This window comes from Erwinia sp. V90_4 (assembly GCF_029967685.1).
In the GTDB taxonomy this organism is placed as follows: Bacteria; Pseudomonadota; Gammaproteobacteria; order Enterobacterales; family Enterobacteriaceae; genus Erwinia; species Erwinia aphidicola.
Genome location: NZ_JASCAQ010000036.1, coordinates 51,534 through 72,601 on the forward strand (window position 1 = coordinate 51,534; position 21,068 = coordinate 72,601).

The following is a 21,068-nucleotide window of genomic DNA, read 5'->3' on the forward strand; positions in this document are numbered from 1 at the left end:
GTTATTGCTCCAGAATCTCGTTAACCAGGGCACGTATCTCTTTAGACGCTGCGGAATCAGGTTCAAGTTCGAATACCGCCTTACCGACCGCAGCTGCCTCAGCAAAAATCACGCGCTGTGAAACCGTGGCTTCCAGCACCGGTGTTTCATAGGTAGACAGCGCCTCACCCACATCGCGGCCGATCGCAGTATTTACGATTTTACGATTAACCGCAAATACAGATTTAAGGGTTTCTTTATAGATTCTGGCTTCATGGATCAGCGTGACAACTTCTTGTGCCGCCCAAACGTCATATGGACTGGGCTGGACGGGGATCACGACCAGGTCTGCAGCCATGATGGCAGAACGGGCAAGATCCGTGACGCGGGGTGGGCCATCGATAACGATATGATCATAATCCTCGGTAAACTTGCCAATATCCTTGTGCAGAGTTGCGCGCGGTAAACCCAGCACCGGGAAAGCCGACTCTTCTTCCCTTGCTGCCGCCCAGTCCAGGGCACTGCCCTGAGGATCAGCATCAAGCAGCAACACACGCGCCCCATCCGCCGCCAGTCTTGCGGCGATATTCACGCTGAGTGTGGTTTTGCCAACCCCACCTTTCTGGTTCAGTACAGAGATAATCATCAGGCTCTCCTGGTATGAGTAATTACGATTTTCAGTAAAATCACATTTCCGCAAAATAACAATTACGATTCAATTGCAGTGTATGCATAACCGGGGACGAGGTCAATACTGAAATCATTAAATGCGTTTTTCTGTGAAATCGTATTTGTACTTACCAGTAAACACGATTGACAGCTATCTTGCGCCAGGCAATGCCAACAGCCTCCGTGCCTCATCGGCCGGAAGGGAGAACTCCAGATCCGGCGTGACGTCCAGCGCAAAGATCTTCGTATAGACTTCTGTGTTTTCCAGTCGCTTGTGGCCCATCAGCGCCTGCACCTGCTTGATGTGCACACCGCTCATCAGCAGATGCACCGCATAGCTGTGCCTAAACGTATGGGGGGTAATAGGGCGTACCGAGAAGGTTACACCATCCTGGGCGGCACGATGGACCGCCGCCCGCAGCCAGTTGCGCGGTGTTTCCTGGCTGGCCACATCCCACATCGGGGTCGCCCGACGCTGCAGCAATTTGAACGTGGCAAAGTATTCCTGCAGCCGGCGCACATAACCGGCATCTGGCAATGGCACCGCCCTAAACGGGGCCACCCAGAGCTGTTGCTCTTCCCTGGTCGGTCGCCTACGCGGACGGGGCACTCGCTGCTTCAGGGTGCGAAGTCGCACGAACGGCAGGTCGGAGTTGAAGAACATATCACCCGGCGTCAGCGCCAGCGCTTCGTTGATACGGGCACCGGTATTCCACAGCGTTTCAATCAGCATGCGCTGGCGCAGATCAGGCAGGTAGTCGAGCAATACCGCAATTTCCGGCGCAAGCAGGTAGCGAGGCACATCAAGATCGGCAGCAATGGCCATTTCGCGTAGCCGGACGGCACGCGCAAAACCGCCAGGCAGACTGATCGCGCTACGTGAATTCTGTCCCATCTCGAGGGGGATATACTCAATTTTTCATTCTCCGCACGCTGTGCTTTTTTTGCCCTACAAAGGCCGCTATCTCACGCTGACACCCTCGACGATCGCCTAGTCAGCGCACAATGCACTATTGTGCTGTGTCAGCCCCGGCGCAGTGAAGCCGAATAAATCAGTGATCGGTCAGGACAGCATCGCATAAAAGTTGGGGAAAAAACGGATAGAGCGTAAAAAACGTAACCTCAATTGGAGCCAATGTGCACTGGCTTGGCGAAAGGGAAGTAGAGATAGGCATTAACCATCTGTTACAAAAGGGTAAATGTGCCATATGCCGGCCGGGCCGGGCGGTTGGGGAGTCCAGCGGAAATCCCCAACCAGATCGGTGTCAGCTGTCGCCTGGTTCCTGACGCAATTTTTTTCGACAGATAACGGAATACTTCCCGTCGTCACGGAGCGACCATTCGACGATGAATTCCCTCTCCTGCAGGGCGGACATAAAGGATTCAGCTTCATCACGGTTGCTCAGTGCCAGCGTGGCCGTCTGCTGACTGAATAATTTTTTATATTCTGATTCATCTAACTCAGTCACAAGGTCTGAAATCTCCGACCTGCGAATATCTGTATAAACCAGAAGGTCGATTATAAAACTTATTTTCTGACTGTCATTACGCGATAGTTTAATCATCCCTTTAATCACGTCACTGGATAGTTTTAAACTGTCCAGGAAATTCTCATTATACGTAGTGTTATATTTCAGCAGCAACTCCGCCTTTTCCTTCACGCTGAAATCAGCTGAACGGCATATCTTCGTCAGTAGTTCTTCCAGGAAGGCATCGCCACCATCAGCACGAAGATAAAGGTCCGTATCACTCAGGAACTCATCTTTATACTGCTTGAACCAGCTCAGGAAAGTTTCGCATTCAGCATCATCGGTTAGCGAGCCGAACCGGTCTGTTGCCTTTATGAATGATTCAGCATTCAGAGTGACCCTGTTGTTTTCTATGATCCGCCGGAAATTACTGAAGCTCAGCTTTTCATCCCAGCATTCAATATTAATATTTAAAGATTTAAGAACTGCACCATATGCAGAATCGTTGAGTTCATCATTGCAGATGACTTTCCTGTACAGGATTTCATATTTATCTCCGTCAGTGAGTTCAACATGCTGGCCGCTAAGGGTCAGTGCATGCTTCTCAATATAGCCGGTCAGGACGGGCATGTTACACTCTTCAGACATATAGGCGAGCAGAGACGGCCATCCCGGTTCAACATGATCATACCGGTAGAACAGATCGTGCCAAGAAAGTCCGTCAGCCTCCACGTCGACGTCCTCTCTGAAAAGGGCCAGGTCCGGCACGGAAAACCGCATTTTTTCCAGGATCTCAGCCTTGACCTCACCGCTCAGGGAAGGGTGCAGTAGCAGACTGACGATTGTTTCGCTGTTTTCCTCTGAGCCGATGAATATCTCGCGGGCAAAAATATCAATATTTGAATCAATATGTGCTTTAACATTTTCCAGGTTAAAATCAGTGACCAGTGAGAGTGGCCGGGCATCAACATTCTCACGTGATACCTTATCATCGGATATCAGACCCGCGACCACCGCCCTGTAGTTGGCTTTGTCAAAGCTATACATCTTATTATCAGCGATGAAATGTAAAGCCCTGACCTCCATATCTGTTACCGGCAGGATAATGTCATCGTAGACTACCCCGAGTTTTTTTATGTTGTCGAGGAACGGCTGAAACGTATCATAATTCAGATGAGAGATCAGCTGGTGTCCCCTGTTTTCAACAAACTGCCTGTAATGTTCTCGATCCCCTGATGTATCTGGCTCCACAAACGCAATCATATTTATGATAATTTTTGTTTGTATCACATCTGACTCTCTTCCCTCAAGAAGGGACAGCATTCTGTCAAGATAGCGATTATTTTGTAGAGAGAGAACAATAAATTCTGAAAAGGTATCCTGCTGAGTGAATTTCGACGCCAGAACATCGAATACAGAAATAACTTCATCGACATTTTTTTCGAAAATCTTTGAGATCATGCCAGAAAGACACTGCATATTCACTGCGTTTAGGTTATTCATCATATAAGCCACAAGCTGATGATGAATGGCTCCTCCCCGGTAAATGTAATTCTGGTCGACCAGTTCTGAAAGCACATCTTTTTCATTATCGAGAGAAAATTTGTCATTTACATCGTTACAACCCATAAAACGGCCTACTGCTTTAATATAATCATTATCATTAACAGAGATTGCTCCTTCATGAAATATGGACCGGAACCTCATGTAATCCTGCATGATATAGCCATTCGTCAAGAGGTAATAAAGAACCTCAAAACCACCACGGAGAAAACCAGCGCTAACAGTCTCAAGTTGCTTTTCATCAAGAAAATCCGGGGAATTACATTGTTCTATGTAATGCTCCGCAATTTTGCTAAATTTTTTTTCTCCGATAAGTGTCGTTAACTCTGCAAGCGTGATAGAGTTTCTGGTACGTATCTCCTCCTTTACTTCCTCCAGTTCAATTGCGGTTTTTTTGTATTCCTGCATCCGGTCTGAAGAAACCAGTCTTGATCGTTTTTCATATTCATCAATGATATTTCCGGCTTCGATTTGAAAATAATGGTATCTATTGTAACTTTGTTCATAATAACCGATATAAACAGGATCATTGCTACTGAAAAATTTTACGAACCCATGTACATTTTCATATAAATTCCCCGGTGTGGCATTACCAGTTCCCTGACGGCCTCCATATTGGTCGTGGGCAAAATGTATTGCTGACCATAGTTCCTTTGAAATATACCTGCAGATAATTTCCATTCTTACATCAGCAGATGATGATGCTGACTCTTTTTTTAATTTTTCGAGTTTAGCAGAAAGATTACTTTCCCTTTCATTTAAAGAAGAAAAATAGTTTTCATGCAGTTTTTTTAGGCAGTAATCTTTTATAAAAGAATACAAAACCCCTGCTTTCTTGTCAATTAAACTATAATCCTGCGCGTAGATATTTTTGTAAAAAATAACCGCAAAAATCTTCGCTTCATTTTTATTTTCATCAACCATTCGCCTGAATAAATTAAACTCATTGGCAATATTATGTAGTGAACGCATATCTGTAATATACAGAGACGTTTGCTTAAGAAGCACATCATCCTTAACGGGGAAATCTTTTAGTTTATTTTTCAGATGGGTATAGGCATTTCTGGCATCCAGCACGGGTACAACAGGAACGATGAAATCAAAAAATTTAGTGCGTATATCAGCTCCGAGAAAAATATCATCCCGACAGGCATAGAGGAATCTTACAGGATCATTCTTAAGGTTATTGTTTACTATCTGGTTTATCTCCCTCAGCTTCACGAAAACTTCCGTATTACCAAGCCTGTCCAGATCTTCAAATACCACGATTTTACTCTTTGAACGGGAGAAGAAATAGACAATTTCGTCGAGACAGTTGTTGAGCAGTGAGGATGACTCCTGTTGAGCCATCTCTGCACTCGCCTGAAGAAAAGCTATCTTGCTTAGTTTTAATTTTTTATCAAAGAAACCAACCTTTGACGCCACCCTGACGATACAAAACAAGGTTACCAACACCAGTGCGGTACTGCACCATAAACGCTCAGGATAAGCATCATTTACAAGAGAAATGGTCGCCTCATTCACACTGAAGAATGATAGAATTTTTTTTGGAAAAACGGATAAACACAAACAAAATAACGGAACCACTATGCTGATGGATGTTCCAAAAAGTGAAATAACGTGTTTTATATCTCTGTTCTGAATTCTGTCAATCCGAGAGTCGGGAAGATTATCCTTATTTTCTTTATAGAGGATCTGCTGAAGAATGCTTAATTCAATTTCAGCATTCTCTGGGGGGTGGGCGTCTTTCTTTCCTGACATTGAAAAATCTGCCAGGGACACATTGATGAAGTCTTTTTTCAACCTGGCATTTAGATAAGAAAGTATCACAGTACTTTTTCCTGCTCCATAAGGACCGGTAATCGCGATATTTCTCACATCTTTCTTTAAAAAAGCGAAATCAAGGGCCTTGAAATACTCCTTCATACTGTCATTCGTTATTATCTTTGGTGTCAGTGCATCATAGACTTCTTCATTCTGGTTTTCTGTGGCATCCTGATTGCGCGTATCTGAGTTCAAATTACCGAAGAAATTTTTTATACGTTCCAGCATTGTCATTTCCGTTCCTTATGGCTGGCAGACATTCCGCCCGGTTTTATGCTAACTTCTATCTTCATCAATCATCATATATTAGTTTTTCGAGCTGATTCAGCAACTGCCCGTGATAATATAGAAAGAAGTAATAGACACAGGCTATCAGCCAATGAAAAAGAAGAACAGCACACAAACACCCCATGACGCCACATTCCGGCAGTTTCTGACTCAGCCGGATATTGCCCGTGATTTTATGGAACTCCACCTGCCCGCAGAACTGCGCGCCATCTGCGATCTCAGCACGCTGAAGCTCGAATCCGGCTCGTTCGTCGAGGACGATCTCCGCCAGTACTTCAGCGATGTTCTTTACAGCCTGAAAACTGCTGCCGGTGATGGCTACGTTCACGTGCTCATCGAGCATCAGTCTTCGCCCGACAGGCACATGGCTTTTCGTCTGATACGCTACGCGGTGGCGGCCATGCAGCGTCACCTGGAGGCCGGGCATAAAAAGCTGCCCCTGGTGATACCGGTGCTGTTCTATGCGGGTAAACGCAGCCCGTATCCCTACTCCACCCGGTGGCTGGATGAGTTTGACGACCCGGAGCTGGCAGGCCGACTCTACGGTGGTGCCTTCCCGCTGGTTGACGTTACCGTCATTCCTGATGACGAAATCGCAGACCACCGCAGCATGGCTGCCCTGACCCTGCTGCAGAAACATATTCACCACCGGGACCTGGCAGAACTGGTTGAACGACTGGCGCCCATTTTACTGGCCGGTTACCTGTCTTCATCGCAGGTGATTTCGCTGGTACACTATATCGTACAGGCTGGCGAAACATCCGACGCTGAAGCCTTTGTACGCGAGCTGGCACAGCGTGTGCCGCAACACGGAGACGCACTTATGACCATCGCACAACAGCTTGAACAGAAGGGCATCGAGAAGGGCATTCAGCTCGGTGAACAACGCGGCCTTAAGGAGGGGGAGCGCCAGGCAACCCTGAAAATAGCCCTTACCATGCTGCAGAACGGCATTGACCGCAGTTCCGTCATAAAAATGACAGGTCTGACTGAAGACGACCTGGCGCAACTCCGCCACTAATCATCCTTTTCTGACACTCCCTGTCTGGCTATCAGCGTAAACTGGTGAGGCAGGGAGTCATCCTGTGCTGACGCTGCCTGCCAGCCACACTCGTTAAGCAGCGCCACCACGTCATCAACGTTGCCCGTCAGATGTGCTGTCAGCGGGTTTATCTGCCTGCCATTTTCGTCAAAAGCGACATCGAGGCGGGTGCGTGACAGGTAAATACCGTTCACGCTGGCACTGAGTTCCACAGCATATCTGCCTGACCACTCCCTGTCGCTCAGCAGACGGTAGTTCCAGAGCATATCTTTCGCCGTTTCCAGCGCATAGGTCAGCCGGAACAGATCGTTTTGCTCAGACAGTTCGCCGGTGCAGGAGCGCCAGAGGTAATTCAGTTTGCTGGCCAGCTTCGCGCCTACGCCCAGCTGGCGCCCCTGTTTCAGCAGCCATTCGATATCAGGTGTAACATCACGCGAGAAACGACGCTGCTTCAGCGCAGCCGCCAGCCATCGGGTGATAAAGAGGTTTTCCTGCGCCGGCGAAAGAACGCCACCATCCTGTCTGGCAAGTGCAAGCGCTACCAGCGCGCACCATGCCAGATGGCCCGATTTTTCTGTCACAGCCACGTTGGCTAACTCCCTGTATAAAATATGGGGTTCTACCCGGGAACCGTCAAAATTCCGTTACGTCATTAGCAGGTCAGGCGCGAGCGACTTCAGCCTCCCTCACCGGCGACCGCCATCTCCACCTGCTCAATGGCGAGGCGCAGCGGCAGATACTCGCCGCCGGGCAAACCTGAAAAGACGGCCTCCAGCTTTTTCAGCTCCGCAAGCAGTGCAGGAGCCGATGTTTCGTCACCGCGCAGTGCAATCCTGAAGCAACAGCTTCCCAGAAGGCAGCACGCCATGTGCCAGCTGTCAGGAGTACGGTCAAAATCCGTCATCAGTGCTCCGGCTTTCCGTTCGCCGGTCCTGTTTCCAGCTGTTTAATGGCCAGCTGCAGTGAAAGTGCACCCGGACCTGCAGAGTTCTGCTCCGATGCCAGCGCCTCTTTAAGCGTGGACGTAAGCGCTGCACGCAGAGGGGCTTCGCCCCGCGCCATCATCCTGAAGCAGAGTTCGCCCACCATAAAGCTGGACTCCAGTGATAACCAGTCTCCGGTTATCTTGTGGCTGTCGTCGTCAAAATTGTCATCCTTCATGACTTCCCCCTGTCCGTCACCGCCGGTCTGTGTTCGGATAATAAGCCTGTCCGTGCTTTGAGGTCCAGCGTAAGAATATCAGCGGTGGCCGGATGTTTTCCCATGCGCGTCAGCGCCCTTCAGTGCTCTGGCAGGGCCAGCAGGTTGTGGAGCATCGGGTCATCGCCGTTCACCGGCTCACGACACCACCCCGAACGCTTCAGCAGCACGTCCAGCCCGGCGAGGTTCCCGCTGATGCGCGCGGGAAGCGGGTAACGCTGTTTTCCCCCGTCATCAAACCCGTTTTCCAGGGCTGCCCGGTTAATGTAGATTCCCGACACGGCGGGATTCAGGCGTATCCTGTTGCGCCCGCTCCACTCCTTCTCCGACAGGACCATGTACACCCACCCTGTCATCCTCACCGCGTTCAGCGCATGCTGCAGGCGGTAAAGGTCGTTCTGCGCCTCCAGGCTGCCACTGCCGGCGCGCCAGAGGTAGTTCAGCTTGCCGGGCAGGTCGGCATGCACGCCCTTTCCCCTTCCCTCCTTCAGCAGCCAGCTGATGTCGCTGGCCAGCTCCCTGCTGAACCTGCGCTGTTTTTCCGCCAGCGCCAGCCACCTGACCAGAAACAGGTTTTCCTGCGCCGGCGAGCTGACCTCTCCGTCAGCGCGGGCGTTCTGCAGGGCCACCAGTCCGCACCAGGCGAGGTGGCTGGCGCTGAGGTTTCCGTTATCCATTCATTCGTCCTTTCGGTTAATCAGAGTGCTTTCAGGTAATTGTAAACGTGAACCGGGAACCTGAAAACCCGGCTGCCTGCAGAGGGGCGAGCAGTGCGCAGCCCCTCACCGGATGCCGCGTCAGCGGCATGGAGGCGCCATATGCGGTTAAGGACGGCACGGATGCCACCGGGCGCCGTCAGCCCGGCGAAGCCGGTTACGGGCCTCACGGTGCCACAAACCCAACCCTTCCCTGCCAGACGCCCTTAAGCAGCGTTCTTACAGCGACGAAGAAGCCTGCCGGTCGGAGACAAAAGAGAGCTTCAGCGACACCTTCCAAAGCGATAAATCAGATAGTTACAACACCCGGCATCAAAGCCACACGGTTCCGGGCCTCTGGCCCGGGGCGGCGCGGCTTTGCAGCTGGGCTGATGTGGCGTGAGTGCGGTGCGTCACGCCTGCCCCTTTTCTTCTGCCCCGGGGGTCTTTTCCGGGGAGCTATTTCTGTCTTTCTGACCAGACGTGAGGGTTTTCAGACCGGTGGGGTGTTTTGCTCTGAGCAGAGCGAAGAGAGCTACCCTGAAGCCTTGCGCAGCAGGCTCCGGGTACTCTTTCTTTAGAAAGCATGTTTTGTTCAGAAGTAACGTTCGAAGTTAACGGTACCTGCTGAGGGGGTTTCGAAGCTAATCAGGCTCAGGTGTGAAGTTGGTCGTGCTGTTCGAAGTTAATGGTGAGCCTGTCGAGTTGTCGTGGCGATACCGATGCAGGTGAAGGCGGAAACGGGCGGAAAAAGGACGTCAGGGAGGGGTTCTGGCCGGATTGCGCGCAGGGGTGCTCCTGCCGGGCATCCGGAAATACCAGCATACGACGCGCGGAGGCCGCGGGGAGGGAGGCGTGGTGGATGTACGGCGGATATTACGGCAGCGGGACGCCGGCTCGCTCCAGCAGCAGACGGTAGTATTTCTCGGCGTCCGTCACGTTCAGCTGCGGATGCTCCGCCCTGACGGACTGCTCCAGCTTCATCTGCACGGCCATGGTCAGCTCGCCGCCCGCGGCGTAGCGGCGCCAGGCGTTCCGGTAGCGGTCGCTGCCCTTAGCCGGGCGCAGCTGCCGCAGGTTCGCGGCGTGGCCGTCCAGCGCGCGCTCGATGTCGGAGGTCACGCGCTCCTTTTCGGCGCGCAGTTCGGGGCTGACCACCCAGCGCTTTATTTTCTTCAGGCGGTTCTTCAGGGAGTGATGGCCGTCGATATTGATGCCCAGGCGGGCCATTTTGAGCTGGTGACGGGCGTACTTGTCGCGCAGGGACTCGGCGATGCCCGAGGCTACCGCCCACTGGCGGTACCTGTGCAGCCAGGTCCGGATGTCCTCCAGGGACATGCCGCGCGAGGTAAAGAAGGATTCGGTCAGGAAGATGCGCATCGGCTTGTTCTGGCCGGAGTCCGCATCGCGGTCGCGGTGAACCACCACGTAGTCCAGCTGCTCCAGCACGCGCAGCGCGTTCAGCAGCACGTCGTAAGCCTTGCGGCCGCTCTCGTAAACGTGAAGAACGCCCATGCGGCGCGCCATGTCCTCAACCGGAAGCATCACTTCAAACATGTACTCACTGTCCGGGCTGTAGTCGCAGTTTGCGGCCAGCACCAGAGACAGGGCGCTCAGGGCCTCGCGGCTCTCGGAGCGTGCGGTGATGCGCATCGGCTTTGGGCGAAACGTGCGGTCGAACATGCGGCTGTAGGGGGTGTACCCCTTCTGACGCAGGGCTATCAGGTCGGCATTGCGGCACCAGTCGTGATGGCGGATGCAAGCCACGACCTTTGACGCCATGCCGCGTGGGGTTTTTCCATTGAATTCAGGCTGATGATTACGGTGCGTCTTCGACTGGCCCCTGCGCAGCGAGTTGGACTCGCCGCGGCGGGAAGGACGGTAAGCACCGGCAGAAGCAATGGACGCTCCGGTCGGAGAAATTGTAAGGATGCGTTCAGTCACACCTTCCTGCGCTTATGTTGCACGGAAGGAGCTGGTAGCACAGAAGGTATTGCAGTTTTCTGAGCATAAAACTATACTCCCTGCATAGAGCAACAGCTTCTATACAGTTTAAGTAGGCCCCGTTAATCTCCTGACCCGCCAAGATTAGAGAGATTATCGGGGTTTTTGCTTTTCTGGTTCCGGGTAGACACCTCATCAGAACTAGTTCCCTGCCACCTTACGGCGTGGCCAGCCAAAATTCTTCAGACGATCAGTAATCTAACATTGAACATCAAAAAGTAAAGCCTTTACTTCAGCAGCCCCTGTTCACTAAGTTCCCGCTCGATGAGTTTTTCAATGAACTGGGCCTGAGTTATTCCTTCCTGATCACACAGTGCAATCATGCGATCTTTAAGAGGGTTACGTATAAAGACTTTTACTTCTTTGTGTGTAATCCGCTTTCGGGCTACAGCCGCTAACTGCTTTTCAGAAGCAGTCATCGGATTACCTTTTCGGTAAGAACGCTTTTCTTTCGATGAGGAAGTTACTGCATTTTCAACCTGCGACATCTATGCCTCCTCAAGGATCAAATCAGGATCTTTGCAGAGAGTACTACAAATTCCTTAAATCAGCGACTTACTTTATGAACGTAACCTGTGTTGGCGCACGGTTTACGTTTCAAGATCGTTTCCTGGGATGTCAGTACGTCTGTTTCCAATCCGTTCCCTGCGCCCAGCGGGAACCCCAGTGCTTCAGATATTTCGATGCGACTACCGGGTCGTCCCACACCACGAGTACATTCTCCGAGTTCGAGCGGTCTGCTGCCCGGGAATAGTTGAAAGAGCCCACCTGGGTGTTACGGCCATCAGCGATAATCACTTTGTCGTGAAGAATTTTCCACGCATCCGCTGTACGAACCGGGATACCCGCACCGGCCAGCAGGTTCATGGCAGCTCTGCCTGCGCTGTTATTCTTTCCGGCGTTGGCTTTCCAGTCCAGCACCACCCTGACGTCCACACCACGCCGTTTTGCGGCAATGAGCGAACGGACAACCTCCGGCGACGTGAAGGAATAGCCCATCAGGCGTATTTCATGTTGTGCGGTCGTAATGGTTTTCAGAACCAGCTGCAGGGCAGTTCCTTCCGGGGAAAACCCGGCCTCTGTGCTCGCGGCATAAACGATCGGCGCGGTTAAACAAAGGTTCAGAGTAACCAGTGCGGACAGACACCATCTGCCGAATGTACGGTTAATTTTCACATTATTTCCTTCACTGATTTATTCAGAAACGCCGGCAGTGGGAGAAACTCGTTTTCTCCCGCTGGCCGGGGTTGGACAACGACGCCTGGCGGAGGCGTCAGGCCCTTATGGTATTGCGGAACCAGTAGCAGACAGGCCCGTCGTCGGTATCATGGACTGAGCCCAGAAACCAGCCGCCATCGTCCGGCGGTTCGGGTAACGCATGATGCAGCGCCCCCACGCCTGCAGCTGACGGCGGACAACATCATCGTCCTGCAGCACCTCCCACATCAGCTGTGCCTTCTCATACGCCTTCATCCTGGCCACAACGACACATTCACCTTTGCGGATGGTGGCCTCCCGCGAGGCAGCAAGCTTACGAACCCGGTCAGTCTCCCGTGTGTACAGCGCCAGCCCGCCCCATGTGAGCACCATCAATGCCGTAAGGCATGCCCAGAACAACGAAACGGACCACGTACCGAATGACGAGAACGCCGTCGTCAGGAATAGCGCCCCCGGCACGCTGTAAGAGACGCACAGCACCTGCTGCGCGGCGCGGAGACGGAAGTAGCTGAAGAAACTCATGATTTACCTCCTTCCACCCACTCCGCATCTCCGGATACCAGGCGCAATCCCTCTCTCTCCTCCCCCGACCCGCCCTGAGTGGCGGGTCTTTCGTTGCGGCGCTCACCTGCAGCGCCTTCACCAGGGGCCGGTTCGTTCAGCATCCGCATCCACATCTGTATCTCACCTTCCGGCATTTTCCTGCACAGACCAGGAACCAGGGCATTCATCAGCCGCTCAATGTAAGCCACCCGGCTCAGCGTCAGGGATGCGTCTTCACACTCGGGTTGCCTTATCGCCCGTGCCACCTCGCGACACTCAAGAATGCCTTTCAGGAGCCGGCGGCCACCGGCCACGCGCTCTGTTTTTTCATATTGCCGTACCTGCTCCGCCATCCTCATGAAGGTGACCTCATCGCTTTCACGGGTGCGGGCCTTTTCAGTCATCACAGTAACGCACTGATAAATCATCCAGAGAAATAACGGCATGCTCATCAGCACATATGTTTTCAATCCGCCCCCCTCAGACTGAACGCTGCTTATTGCCAGAAAGGCAAACAGGAATATCAGACAGCAGAAAAACACCATTACGGTATATTCCGTTAATTTCATATATCACCTTTTCATTTTAAAACTGAAGTTCAAACTTGATTTTCGACGGGTAGTAATTAAAAGCACCAGCATAAGTTCATGGCTGAAACTAAGTTGGCTTATAGTAGTAAGTTTTAAATCGTCATTTCTTCGTGGAAAATTTCTGTTTCCGGGCTGAAACGGGCAGGAAGTAATTTAAGCGCACCTTAATTTAATCATTCAGCCCGCCCCTTGCTGAGTGACGGCATCTGACTCACCGGATATTCCGGCCTCAGCCGCGTACGCCGCCAGAAAGTCCCGTATCATTCCCTGCAGCTCACGGGCATCGCGGCTTCGAAGCAGCGGCAGGCCAGCCTGGCGCATGACCTCGTCCAGCAGAATGTCACGCCTGCGGCGACTCTTCTTCAGGTGGGACGCATCATCGAGCTCCACGGCGGCCACTACGCGAAACGTCCTGCGGTCTACAATAACCACGTCACAGTGCCACCGTGCCGCCATGTGAAAAAGCTTCCACCACGTCCGGCTCCGGCCCCTGACGCGCGGCGTAATCTGCACGATATCAGCCACCCTGACCTGCGGGCACAGATACCACCGATTCATGTCCACCGTCCGGAGAAGCCCCTGCATAAAATGCACCTCCCGGTCGGTCATCAGCTGCGCCTGGCGCTCCCAGAAAACGCCGCTGGCCATCAGGTTTTCGGTATCCCCCGGCCTGATGCCCGCCTCCTTCAGCCGCCTGATAAGCGGAGACCGTGGCCGCCTTACTGGCAGTACGCGGGTCAGCAGGGACGCCAGTATCAGCAGGGATACAAAAAACAACACTGCACCGGCATTCATCATTACGCTCCCTCCTGATATTCAATCGTTATCTTCACCATTTTATTCCCTCTCCCTTTCGCATTCGTAATTTTCCGCGCATATTAACCACACACCCCTTCAATTGTTACTCTGGTTGAGCTGGTGATAATAATGACGTTATTTATATATAAGCCCAAAGCAGACATGGTGCAGGTCTAAATTGGCAATAAAAAACCAGCTCTTCCAGATATTTAATACCTACCTGCTTCATAACCGGCATAACGAAACATCCATGAGCAGGTTTGATTGTATTCATTCGGTGGAGGGCAACGAAAACGACAGAAATCGTTATATTCCGTCGTTTTCTTCCGGTCTGAGTGGTGCTGTTCTCGCGCTTAGCTCGTCACCCCGCAGGCGGCTTTCTCCCTGGTCGCCCTGCGCTGTCGCTTCCTGCTTTCCTGTGCCTTACGCTCCGCAGCGCAGGCCGCTTCGTCCACTCCCACCTGTGCAACCGGCTCCCCGGCAAGGTTTTTACGCCAGGCACCCGCCGTCATCGCATCGAGGTATACCTCTGAGCGGGTTATCGCCGACAGGCAGCGCTTCAGCGCCTTCCCGGAGATACCCAGCCCGCGCTCGCGAATATCTGCCAGCATCGCCTCCCGGATACCGACCGCCAGAAGCTGCGGTTTACCCTCCATCACCAGGGCGGGCCAGCAGTTCCCCAGGAGCGCGAGCGCGTCCGCAAGCGGCATCACCTTGCGGTACACAGGCTCTGGTGCAGGCCTGTGCCGTTCAGCCTTCATCGCCGCGCACCCCCTCGCCTGCTCCTCCGCCCACTGACGGGTCCTCTCCGCTTTCAGGGCTGCTTTCTCCTGCGCCTGCAGCGCCTTCTCATCCGCAACCTGCGGCTTACCCCTTCTGGCCGGCGCGGCGTTTACCACGACGGTCTTTCTGCGCCTTACGCTGACCGTCCCCGCCTGTCGCTCCTCACCGCCGTCATTACCGCTGCCCTGACCTTCAGGTGCCGCTTTACGGCGCAGCGTCAGCGTTGGGCGCCCCTGCTCTTTCATTTTTTCCTCCGGATACGTCTGTTTCATCGTTATCGCACTACTCTACCTTATCCTGAACCGGCTGATATCACATCGCTATCAGTCCGATAACGGCGAGGTGCGCGGCGTAGAACAGCGGGAAGAACTCCCGTGGCCAGAAACGCGTGACCCGACTGCAGGTGCGGCTCAGCACCGTCAGGACTATGCCGGGTATCACCAGCCCCGCTATGGCAAGGGCCGCGCCGTCCGCAGCGTTGAGCGCCAGCATGGCCAGCGCGAGACAGCATGCCAGCCCCGTGCGCGTCGTGCGCCGCCCCGTCATGCAGACCCCGCAGGCCAGCAGCAGCATCATGACGCCGGCAGGGCCATAGCTGCCGCCCGAGAAAGGAAGCCAGGCCAGTACCAGCATCAGTGGCAGAGGCCAGATGCGGGGTCCGTGCCGCTGCATCAGCGCCAGCGCCTGACCGCTGACCGCGAAGGTAAACAGGATATTGCCCAGGTCCGGGCGCAGTCCCGCCAGTATCCATCCACCCTGCGCCACCCCCGCCCATATCCAGAGCCGGTTCAGGGCGCGCTGCTGAATGTGCGGACGCCGGGCAAGGTTTATGGCCCACACCAGGCCGAACAGCGGAAACGCTCCCCGCCCGGCCAGGCGAAGCGAGTCGTTATTGAGCCCGCACAGCATGCTGAGGTGGTCTCCCACCATCAGGAGCAGCGCCACGGTTTTAATCAGGTCAGCCTGCCCCGGCGTCCAGATGAGCAGACGCTGCAGCCAGCAGTCGGCCACCACAACCAGGGGGAATAACGGATGGTTTTCAGCCCGCATTTCAGTCGCCTCCCAGGGTCTTTTCACGCTCAGGGACGCGCACCGTCTCGCGCTCCATCTGCTGCAGGCGGTCCCGCTGCGCGCTCTCGTGCACCACCTGAGACACCGCCTCATCCCTACGGCGCTCTTCCGGCGCATCCGGCAGCATGACAGGGGATGGCGGCATTTCTTTCACCCGGTCCATATCCCGCACCACATCCTGCACGGCGACCTCAGCCCCGGCGGCTGGCCCGTCGCCGCTGCGGGCCATCTCGCGGACCGCCTCTTCTGCGCGCTTATCCAGCTCCCGCTGTGCCTCAGCCTCCCGGGACTGCTGCACCAGCACCTCCGGCGGCAGCGTTTCGCCGCGTTGCGTACCGGTGACCACATCGTCGGGAACGCCGTCTGACCAGATCCGCCCCCCGGTAATGGCACCGGGGTTCCAGGGGCGCCCCTCTCCGCCGGGCAGCCGTACCACCACCCCGCTGTCCGGATTTTCCCGCGCCAGCTTCACCGCCGTCGGCATATCGGGCGCCAGCAGCGACTCCCCATTGCGGCTCATCTGCAGGCCGGCAAACGCGGCCTCCTCACTGCCCATTACGCGGCCTTTATCCGTCAGCCCCCGCACGTCACCCTCACCGGGCATCAGCACGCTCAGCCAGATGCCCGCCGGCTTTCCGTTACCGTCAAAGGCCGGCAGCGCCACGTGGGGCTGTGGATATTTTCGGCCCGGCGAGATGAAGCGCGCCATTGACGCGTCCGGCGACAGTCCGGCCTGGCGCAGTACTGCCCGTCCGGCCGCCACCTCGCCCAGCGGCTTTGCGGTGCCCATCAGGCGTCCGGCACTGCTGACGGCCCGGTCCCCGCGGGGTTCCAGAATGTCATGCGCCGTGCTTTTCGCCTGCGACTTCTCCATCGCGGCCACCCACTTCTCCCGGTTGTCGGTGTAGACCTGGGCGTGCTGCTTCATGCGGCTCAGCGCCACGTAGGCCGACTCAAAGCTCACCATCTGCCTGCGTCCGCCCTCCGTACCCTGCAGTGAGATGGAGAACGGCTCGCTCGCCCCCTGAGATCCGTTGACGGTGACGGCGTAGGCCAGATCGATATGCTGCTCCGCGCGCTCCGCCGCCGGGTTAACCGTGCGGGTCTGCCTGCCGTCGGTTAGCGTGACGCTGTCACCTTTTATCTCACTGACCGACCAGACGCTGTTGGCCACGAAGCCCCGTTCGTTATCGCTTTTCGAAAAGCGCATCCGGTCGCCTTCCGACACGGCTATGGCGTCCTGACGGTAGAGCGTGACGCCCTCCGTCGCCGCCTGCGCGGGCGACAGGCTGCGGGTGTTGCCCTGCGCATCCTTCAGCGTCACCAGGTGAGCATCCCTGTCCAGCGCCTCAATGTTGTAATACGTGCGGTCCAGCAGGACCAGACTGTCGCGGGATGCCTCCCACGTCTCCATGCGCCGCAGCTCGCCGTCGCGGATATTCGCGGGCGTCAGCACCGGCAGCGTGACCTCTTTTTCACCCACCTCCCCGGCATTACGACGGGCATCATGGACCATCGCGTTCACCTGGCGGCGGTCGGCGTTCAGGGCCGTGATAACGAGGGTCTGCGCCTGCGCCTCTGGCGTACGCCCGGCATAGTCCTTCACGATGGCCTCCAGCAAGGTTGCCGGCTGCGCCCCGGGCGTCAGGTCACCGGATGCCACCGCCTGCGCTATGGCATGCTCCCGTTCGCGGCTGAACTCCATGACGGAGCTGTCCGGCTGCCATGCACCTGCCTGACGCGGCACCTGTGCCGGCGCCACGCGCTCAATGGTCGTCAGGGCGCTGCCGGTGTCGCGGTTAATCAGGCTGTAGACGGCGGGCTTCAGCTCAGGGGTCTGGCGCACAATCTCCTGCATCACCGCCACGTCGATGGCGCTGTGCTTTTGCAGCAGGCGGAAGGGCTGGCCGGGGGCGATGGACTGCAGCTGGTCGGTATCGCCGCTGGAGACCGCACGACCGCCGCCTCCGGCAATCAGACCGTAAGCTTTCGCCATGTCGGCGTTGCCGACCATCGAGCTTTCATCCACCAGGAAGAGCACGTTGCTGAAGTCAGGACGCTCGCCGCCGCGCAGCAGCTGCTGCGTGTCGTGAATAAAGGCCGCCAGCGTCTGCGATTCCGGCACGCCGGCGTCGCGCATTTCACTCACCGCCCGGTGGGTGGGGGCCACGCCGATAACGCGGGGCTGCTGCTCGGCCGGGAGCGTACCGAGGGCCGACATGACCGCCCGGAACTGGGTGGTCTTACCCACCCCCGCGTAGCCCTGTACCAGGGTAAAGCGGTCGGTGGACCCAAGTATCATGCGCGTGGCGTTGCGCTGTCCGTCAGTCAGCCCCGCCAGCTGCGCGTCCGGCACCCCTGCCATCAGCGGGGGGACGGCCTCTTTTCCCTCAAGGACGTGCCGGATGATGCTTTTTTCGGCATTATAAGACTGCCGGGAGACCAGCAGCTGCAGGCCGTTTCCCTGCGATACCGGCACCGACAGCAGCTCGCCGCTGCGCACCTGACGTTCCGCCTCCTTTTCGATGGCCTGCAGGCTGAGGCTGCCCTGCGCAAAGTCTTTCGCGGCGGCCATCAGCTGTGGCCTGGTGAACGCCAGGCCGTTGCCTTCCAGTGACGGAATGGCCAGATGGACAGCCTGCTGCGCCGGCGTGTGCAGGCTGGCCTTCTGGTGCGCCAGGGCATCCCCGAGACGCCCGCGCCCGGCCGCATCCTTAATCTGTTCAGACACGATGCTCCAGGCGGACTGCCGCGACAGCTTCTCCGTCGTCTTCTGAGCCGTCTGCGCGGAATAAAGACGCACCTGCGGACCGCTGAGCGCCAGTTTGTTCAGCGTGGTGTTATCCAGCTCGCGCTGCGACAGCGAGGCAAAGACCGTGGCGCTGTCGCTCACAGAGCGGCCCGGTGATTCCACCCAGCCCTGGCCCACCTTCGCCGCCGTAAACGGACCGTCGCCGGCGGGCAGGACCACGTCCGCCTTACGCCCTAGCAGGCTGACGACGAGCCCCGCCTCCCCGTGCGCCCTGACGGTCACCGTATCGCCCCCCTTCAGCCGCGTCCCCTGCGCCTGACCCAGCACCGCCAGGCGGTCGCCTTCGGCCACCTGCAGCGTGCCGGTGCGGTACAGCGACCAGCTGCTGTTGAGCTCAGACAGGCGCGTCACCTGCGTCTCCCCCTGCGCGTTGCGCAGCGTCAGGCTGTTGTTGCGGCCCGTCACGCGGTCAATGACGAATCGCTCCCGGGTGCGCGCTTCACCGTCCCAGCGCTCCATGACCATCCCCTCCCGGTAGTGGTCGCGCACCTGCTGATGGCGGCTGTCGAGCCAGACCGGCTCCAGCGTGGTGATACTGACCTCACGCCCGCCCAGCACCTTTTCCGCCTTAAGCGCCTCGCGGACAATGCCTGCCAGCACCGCCTGCTCGCGCGGCCCGGCGACCTGCGCCACGCTCTGCTCCCCGGCGCGGACGCTGCGCGCAAAGTCCTCGGCCAGGCGGTCATAGCGCTGCCGCCGGTCGGGCTCGCTGATAACCGAGACCTGCGTCCTCTCACCGCCCTGCCACGCCAGCGTGTTTACCCCGGCCTCTTTCATCACGGTCAGGGCGCTGCCGGTCCCGGTGCGCTGGCCGCTGTCGGCAATCAGCAGCTGGACGTTGTGGCGCAGCGCGCCGTCGAGCAGCGTCAGCGTCTCCTTCAGGGTCAGCTTTTCACCCTGGTCGACAATCAGCGTGCTGCCGGGCGTAAAAATCATGCCCTCCGTCAGTCCCCGCCTGTCGGTGATATACTCACCGCTGAGGCGCTCATCCTGCATAAGGGCGCTGCGCGAACGCCTGTCGGCGGCGATAATCTGCACGTCACGCCCCTGCTCGTGCGCCATCATGGCCAGCTCCGCCACGCGCTCACGCTGGCCGGCCGCCCCGCCCTGACCCGAAATGATGGCCACCGGGGGACGATCCTGCGCCAGCACGCTCACGGCGTCGCCGTATGGCCGGCTGCGGGGCACGCCCTTACCCGGATAAACGTCCGCCTGCCCCGTCCGCTGCAGGTCACGGGTAATGGCCGACACCGACAGCTCGTCCAGTACGTGGATGTTCGAGGTGAACAGCCCCTTCTCTCTGTCCAGCGGGATAAGCTGCCCGTTCTGTATCGCGGCATCGATGCCTTCACGCGCCATTTCCACCATGCCCGCCTGCGCGGGCAGCTGCCAGATCGTGGTGGCCAGCAATTCGGAGTACGTGAACCGCGCCCGCCGGTCGCTCAGCATCGCGACTGACCGCCCGACGGAGGCACCGGCGTCAGGCGTCTCAGCGGCGGTAACGGAAACGTCTCCTTTCTGCACGCGCTGGTCTGCCGCCGCACGGTATGCCCGGATATCAAATCCGGTCTCCTTCAACGTCTGCATCCACTCCACCAGGCGCTGTTCGGGGTCCACCTTCTGTTTGGACTGGCGGGTATCGAGCGCCGCCACGTCGCGGGATTTGAGGGACGCATCCTCCCCGACCGCCGCCTGAATGGCCTTGCTGCGGCTTGAGAAGGGCGCTGTGGGGACGTCCCTGAGCTCCCACATGCCGTGTTTACCGACCGTCTGCGTCTCATACCCCATCGCCGTGACGTCATCCTTCAGCGCGGCACGGTACAGGCGGCCAAAGGCTATCTGGTTTGCGTAGACGTTCTCGATAAATCCGGTTTTACCCACCGTATCGGTGCTGAGCGTGCGCCACTCGTCACCCTGCCTGGTCACGTTGGCCACCACGGCGTGGGTATGCAGCTGCGGCTCCTGGTCGCGGCTGGTGTCGTGGTTGAACAGCGCCATCACCAGATTGCCGGTGAGCTGCGTCTCACTCTTACCCTCTGTCATTACCCGCGTGGAGGCCATCGCCTCCACCTGCTTAAGGGCGGTTTCCACCGCGCGGTTGTGAGCCTCAATAAGACGCTTATCGCCACCGAGCATCGCCATCACCGAGATACTTTTGGGCGCGGAGAAGGTCAGGTCGTAGCCCGGGCGGTGCTTATTGGTGCCGTCCTGAGTCCGGCTGAGGTCGCTGCCGTCCGGCAGGCGTCCCTCCAGAACCTTCGTAAAGACCTTCTGGTCCACCCCGCCGCAGAGCCCCAGCGCTTCAGCGCCCTTTCCGGCCCAGCGCTCCCCCATACTGCCGATGACGTAGTAGTTGTCTTTGTCGGTGTAGTAATTACCCGCGCTGCCGGCGGATTTAACCGAGCCGATGCTCATCATCAGATGTTCCCTCCCCGACTGCCACCGTCAGAAACCGAACGTATACCTTTTTGACAGACACGCCCTGCCGCCCCATAATGTATATACAATGCGTATATCCAA

At 56.5% G+C, this 21,068-nt stretch carries 17 protein-coding genes and 1 pseudogene; 1 reads left to right on the top strand and 17 read right to left on the bottom strand.

What is annotated here, in order from left to right; all coding sequences use genetic code 11:
- Position 1 precedes the first annotated feature (1 nt).
- The 3 genes from parA to QLG07_RS05300 form a co-directional block, all read right to left on the bottom strand.
- Positions 2–625 carry a ParA family partition ATPase gene (parA, locus tag QLG07_RS05290; RefSeq protein ID WP_282468672.1) on the bottom strand — a complete coding sequence of 208 codons (624 nt, stop codon included), beginning with the start codon at positions 623–625 and terminating at the stop codon, positions 2–4.
- 174 nt (positions 626–799) lie between these two features.
- On the bottom strand, positions 800–1,474 hold the full coding sequence (locus QLG07_RS05295) for a tyrosine-type recombinase/integrase (RefSeq protein ID WP_282468673.1): 675 nt from the start codon (positions 1,472–1,474) through the stop codon (positions 800–802).
- A 439-nt stretch (positions 1,475–1,913) separates the two neighbouring features.
- Entirely contained in the window at positions 1,914–5,738 is a 3,825-nt protein-coding gene (locus tag QLG07_RS05300) for a DNA-binding protein (protein WP_282468674.1), read from the bottom strand.
- 145 nt (positions 5,739–5,883) lie between these two features.
- Here QLG07_RS05300 and QLG07_RS05305 point away from each other — a divergent pair, with 145 nt between their 5' ends.
- On the top strand, positions 5,884–6,813 hold the full coding sequence (locus QLG07_RS05305) for an Rpn family recombination-promoting nuclease/putative transposase (RefSeq protein WP_282468675.1): 930 nt from the start codon (positions 5,884–5,886) through the stop codon (positions 6,811–6,813).
- On the opposite strand, the gene QLG07_RS05310 is transcribed toward QLG07_RS05305, so the two are convergent.
- From QLG07_RS05310 to traI, 14 genes and pseudogenes are all read right to left on the bottom strand, one after another.
- Positions 6,810–7,421 (bottom strand): DUF2913 family protein, encoded by a 612-nt coding sequence (locus tag QLG07_RS05310; protein ID WP_282468676.1) that lies wholly within the window; start codon positions 7,419–7,421, stop codon positions 6,810–6,812. The genes QLG07_RS05305 and QLG07_RS05310 overlap by 4 nt on opposite strands.
- An 89-nt stretch (positions 7,422–7,510) precedes the next feature.
- Complete coding sequence (locus QLG07_RS05315; RefSeq protein WP_282468677.1) at positions 7,511–7,738, bottom strand: hypothetical protein; 228 nt, start codon at positions 7,736–7,738, stop codon at positions 7,511–7,513.
- Positions 7,738–7,995: a hypothetical protein gene (locus tag QLG07_RS05320; protein ID WP_282468678.1), complete on the bottom strand. Its 258-nt coding sequence runs from the start codon at positions 7,993–7,995 to the stop codon at positions 7,738–7,740. The genes QLG07_RS05315 and QLG07_RS05320 overlap by 1 nt, the downstream gene beginning before the upstream one ends.
- Positions 7,996–8,114: 119 nt before the next feature.
- Positions 8,115–8,711 (bottom strand): DUF2913 family protein, encoded by a 597-nt coding sequence (locus QLG07_RS05325; protein WP_282468679.1) that lies wholly within the window; start codon positions 8,709–8,711, stop codon positions 8,115–8,117.
- Positions 8,712–9,605: 894 nt separating this feature from the next.
- Positions 9,606–10,673: a Replication protein gene (locus tag QLG07_RS05330; RefSeq protein WP_282468680.1), complete on the bottom strand. Its 1,068-nt coding sequence runs from the start codon at positions 10,671–10,673 to the stop codon at positions 9,606–9,608.
- Positions 10,666–10,869 carry a RepA leader peptide Tap gene (gene tap / locus QLG07_RS24225; protein WP_321187767.1) on the bottom strand — a complete coding sequence of 68 codons (204 nt, stop codon included), beginning with the start codon at positions 10,867–10,869 and terminating at the stop codon, positions 10,666–10,668. Before tap ends, QLG07_RS05330 begins: the two co-directional genes overlap by 8 nt.
- A gap of 91 nt (positions 10,870–10,960) precedes the next feature.
- Positions 10,961–11,221, bottom strand: a complete 261-nt coding sequence (locus tag QLG07_RS05340) for a replication regulatory protein RepA (RefSeq protein ID WP_166712764.1) — start codon at positions 11,219–11,221, stop codon at positions 10,961–10,963.
- Between the two features lie 130 nt (positions 11,222–11,351).
- The gene (locus tag QLG07_RS05345) at positions 11,352–11,876 is read right to left on the bottom strand and encodes a phospholipase D family protein (RefSeq protein WP_222941367.1); all 525 of its coding nucleotides are present in this window, start codon (positions 11,874–11,876) and stop codon (positions 11,352–11,354) included.
- Between the two features lie 130 nt (positions 11,877–12,006).
- A pseudogene (locus tag QLG07_RS05350) lies at positions 12,007–12,108 on the bottom strand (hypothetical protein); the annotation flags it as partial.
- Between the two features lie 361 nt (positions 12,109–12,469).
- Complete coding sequence (locus QLG07_RS05355) at positions 12,470–13,063, bottom strand: hypothetical protein (protein WP_282468681.1); 594 nt, start codon at positions 13,061–13,063, stop codon at positions 12,470–12,472.
- A gap of 198 nt (positions 13,064–13,261) precedes the next feature.
- Positions 13,262–13,879: a DUF2726 domain-containing protein gene (locus QLG07_RS05360; protein WP_282468705.1), complete on the bottom strand. Its 618-nt coding sequence runs from the start codon at positions 13,877–13,879 to the stop codon at positions 13,262–13,264.
- Positions 13,880–14,235: 356 nt separating this feature from the next.
- On the bottom strand, positions 14,236–14,910 hold the full coding sequence (finO, locus tag QLG07_RS05365; protein ID WP_282468682.1) for a fertility inhibition protein FinO: 675 nt from the start codon (positions 14,908–14,910) through the stop codon (positions 14,236–14,238).
- A 67-nt stretch (positions 14,911–14,977) separates the two neighbouring features.
- A complete protein-coding gene (gene traX, locus QLG07_RS05370; protein ID WP_282468683.1) occupies positions 14,978–15,715 on the bottom strand; it encodes a type-F conjugative transfer system pilin acetylase TraX in 738 nt (245 codons plus the stop codon).
- A 1-nt stretch (position 15,716) separates the two neighbouring features.
- On the bottom strand, positions 15,717–20,966 hold the full coding sequence (traI, locus tag QLG07_RS05375) for a conjugative transfer relaxase/helicase TraI (protein WP_282468684.1): 5,250 nt from the start codon (positions 20,964–20,966) through the stop codon (positions 15,717–15,719).
- Positions 20,967–21,068 lie beyond the last annotated feature (102 nt).